We start from the raw sequence: 2,545 nt of genomic DNA on the forward strand, positions 1-2,545 counted from the left end.
GTATTTTCATTGCCTCCGTCCATTGCACGAATGACCAGTAAAATATGCTCTTCTCTTTTAGGATAATGTTTATCAATGATTTGTTGTATTTGTTGCAATAATCTTCCCAGCTCCTGTTCAAAATCAATATTTCTGACCTTTAAAATCACCTGGTTCATTCTAGAAGAAATGGTACATTCATAAGTAAATTCCCTTTTGAGTGCCGCTACTACTTTTGATCTGAGTTTTTTCATTGAATTCTGATTAGGGTATACCATTAACATTTTTTAGGGAGTAATTATTCATGTTAACGCCTGGATAATTTTAATGTTGTACAAAGTAATGTCATTATTACAATTGACAAGTACCTGCTGATCTATCCAGATAATTATACCGTGATCATTAATTTGGGGTTATGATGATAGCCATCTCTTATTTGTCGACTGCAACACGATGCCTGGACACTGGCTGTACCTGAGCTTTCGTTCCTTGATTACACTTACCAAGCAAGGTCCAGATCAGCACAAAAATAATAACAGTAGACAAACAACCTCCACCTAATTTCTTTGCACCCCAGGCTGCGATAATTCCCCTAAAAAAATCATTCATAATTTATTTTTACAACTTAACAATTACCATTCAAAATAGTTTTAGCCAATCGGGTAAACGACATTATAGAGGATCATTCCGTAATATCAGGCACTAACTTTGCTATAACCCCCGAAAATCATTCTATCTCATCATTTAACAGTTCAATCCTCCTATGAAAATCAAAACTTTATTATTGCTCCCGTTCCTATTTCTTTACATTGGATGCCATTCTCAAAATCAAGTCGTTTTAGGCTCTACCCCATTGAAAATTGAAAAAAAAGCAGATTATTCAACTGTACAACCCTATTATCAAGTAGATTTTAGTGCCGCATACTGCCTGTTCGAGATCCGAGTTAATGATGTATTGGTTTTCACCCTCAATCTGGAAGGACAAACCTCAACTATGGTTCCTCTTAACTCGGCCATTCTGCAAAGTGGAAAACAACAAATCACAATTAAAATTTCACCTCTTGCCGGCCAGAAAACTTTACATCCAAGCGCACAATTCAGTTACAATATCAAAGTCTTTGATGCCGCTAAGAACCTTTATTTCAAAGAGCAACTTCCAGGAGAATATGCAGTGGAGAAAGTAGACCCTTCAAAAAAACAAAGTTTTCTAACCCATACATCAAGTTTTAATGCAGAAGTGCCTTATTCAATAACCGCTTATCAAACCGCCACAGACCTTGGATCAGTTGGTGGAATGAAGGAAAAACTACAAGGTGCTTACCAACAACTTGCAAAATTGATTGCTAAAGGCAACCTCGAACAAATTAGAAAACTGATCTCCAACAGAGAAAGCGTTGTTGCCACTACAATGTACCTTAGTAAAGAAGAATCAGAGGATAGGATTACGGGCATGCTTGGTAATCTGAAATCTGGTTTTAAACTGGAACCTATACCAGAAAATTCCATATTGAAGATTTTCGGCAACCGAAAATTGGCAACCTTGATTAGACCCGACGGTAATCCAGCGTTATTATTGAAAAATGATAAAGCTAATGAAGAATTAGGATTGGAATTTATATTTTATATTCCCGAAGGAAAAACTGACCTGGAAATCATATAGTATCGATTGGGCTTTTGACACTTTTAATAAATGTTAAAAGCCTAATCATTATACCGCACCTGCCAATTTCTTAATGTCCCTGGCTTCAAGCGTTCTTTCCAGATATCCAACCTTTACTGCAGCAATCATTGCTTTCCCTATTTCCCTTGTGCTACAGCCCGTGTAAAAAGGCCTAAACAACGGATACAACAATCTGATGTATTTATTATAGCCCCTAAGTTGTACTTGTTTTTGATCAGGCATCATTAAGCCGGGTCTGAAATTATATTGTGCTCTGAACGCCATTTGCCCAAGTGCATTCTCTGTCTTACCTTTTACCCGCGCCCACATGGACTTTCCTTTCTCCGTACTGTCTGTATGAGCACCTGATACAAAATTAAAAACCATACCTGGATTAAGTTTTAACAGAACATCTGCAAAATGTAATGTGGTGTCATATGTAATTTTAGTATAATCACCCTCATTCATGCCCACACTGCTTACACCAGCACAATAAAAACAAGCATCAAACCCTAAAAGGTGGGTATTGTCTTCCCTAAGCGAAAGAAAGTCCGCGACAATATATTCATTTAATTTGCGATGCTGAATTCCACTAGACCTTCTACCTACATAAAGAACCGAAGTTACTTCTTCATTATCAATACATTCCATCAGAACACCTTCACCAACCATTCCAGTTGCACCTGTCAAAATAACTTTCATATTTTATAATTTAACCATGATCTTAAGCTTAAAAAGCGCTAACAAATTTAGTGTATTTATTAAAAACTTATTTTGTCGAGAAGTCCAAACTTAGTATGTTCAAAAGTTCAAACATTTTTAGGATTGATTTCCTTCCGTCTTAAATCCGAAGTTTAAAGCAATTCAGCCAACAATAACAGTATTAGCTAAACATTGCCAACTAAC

At 36.4% G+C, this 2,545-nt stretch carries 4 protein-coding genes; 1 reads left to right on the forward strand and 3 read right to left on the reverse strand.

Annotated elements, in window-relative coordinates; translation table 11 throughout:
* The coding region (locus tag DBR11_RS29790) for a hypothetical protein (RefSeq protein ID WP_158275398.1) at positions 1 to 233 on the reverse strand (233 nt) is incomplete at its 3' end.
* Positions 234 to 411: 178 nt separating this feature from the next.
* Positions 412 to 588 carry a hypothetical protein gene (locus DBR11_RS30020; protein ID WP_199233982.1) on the reverse strand — a complete coding sequence of 59 codons (177 nt, stop codon included), beginning with the start codon at positions 586 to 588 and terminating at the stop codon, positions 412 to 414.
* Between the two features lie 154 nt (positions 589 to 742).
* Between DBR11_RS30020 and DBR11_RS27380 the strand changes: the two genes are divergently transcribed.
* Positions 743 to 1,639 (forward strand): hypothetical protein, encoded by an 897-nt coding sequence (locus DBR11_RS27380; protein WP_108555723.1) that lies wholly within the window; start codon positions 743 to 745, stop codon positions 1,637 to 1,639.
* A 48-nt stretch (positions 1,640 to 1,687) separates the two neighbouring features.
* Here DBR11_RS27380 and DBR11_RS27385 read toward each other — a convergent pair whose 3' ends face one another.
* Entirely contained in the window at positions 1,688 to 2,341 is a 654-nt protein-coding gene (locus tag DBR11_RS27385) for an NAD-dependent epimerase/dehydratase family protein (protein ID WP_108555724.1), read from the reverse strand.
* Positions 2,342 to 2,545: the final 204 nt, after the last annotated feature.

Origin of the sequence: Pedobacter sp. HMWF019, from assembly GCF_003061025.1 — a bacterium.
Classification (GTDB): domain Bacteria; phylum Bacteroidota; class Bacteroidia; order Sphingobacteriales; family Sphingobacteriaceae; genus Pedobacter.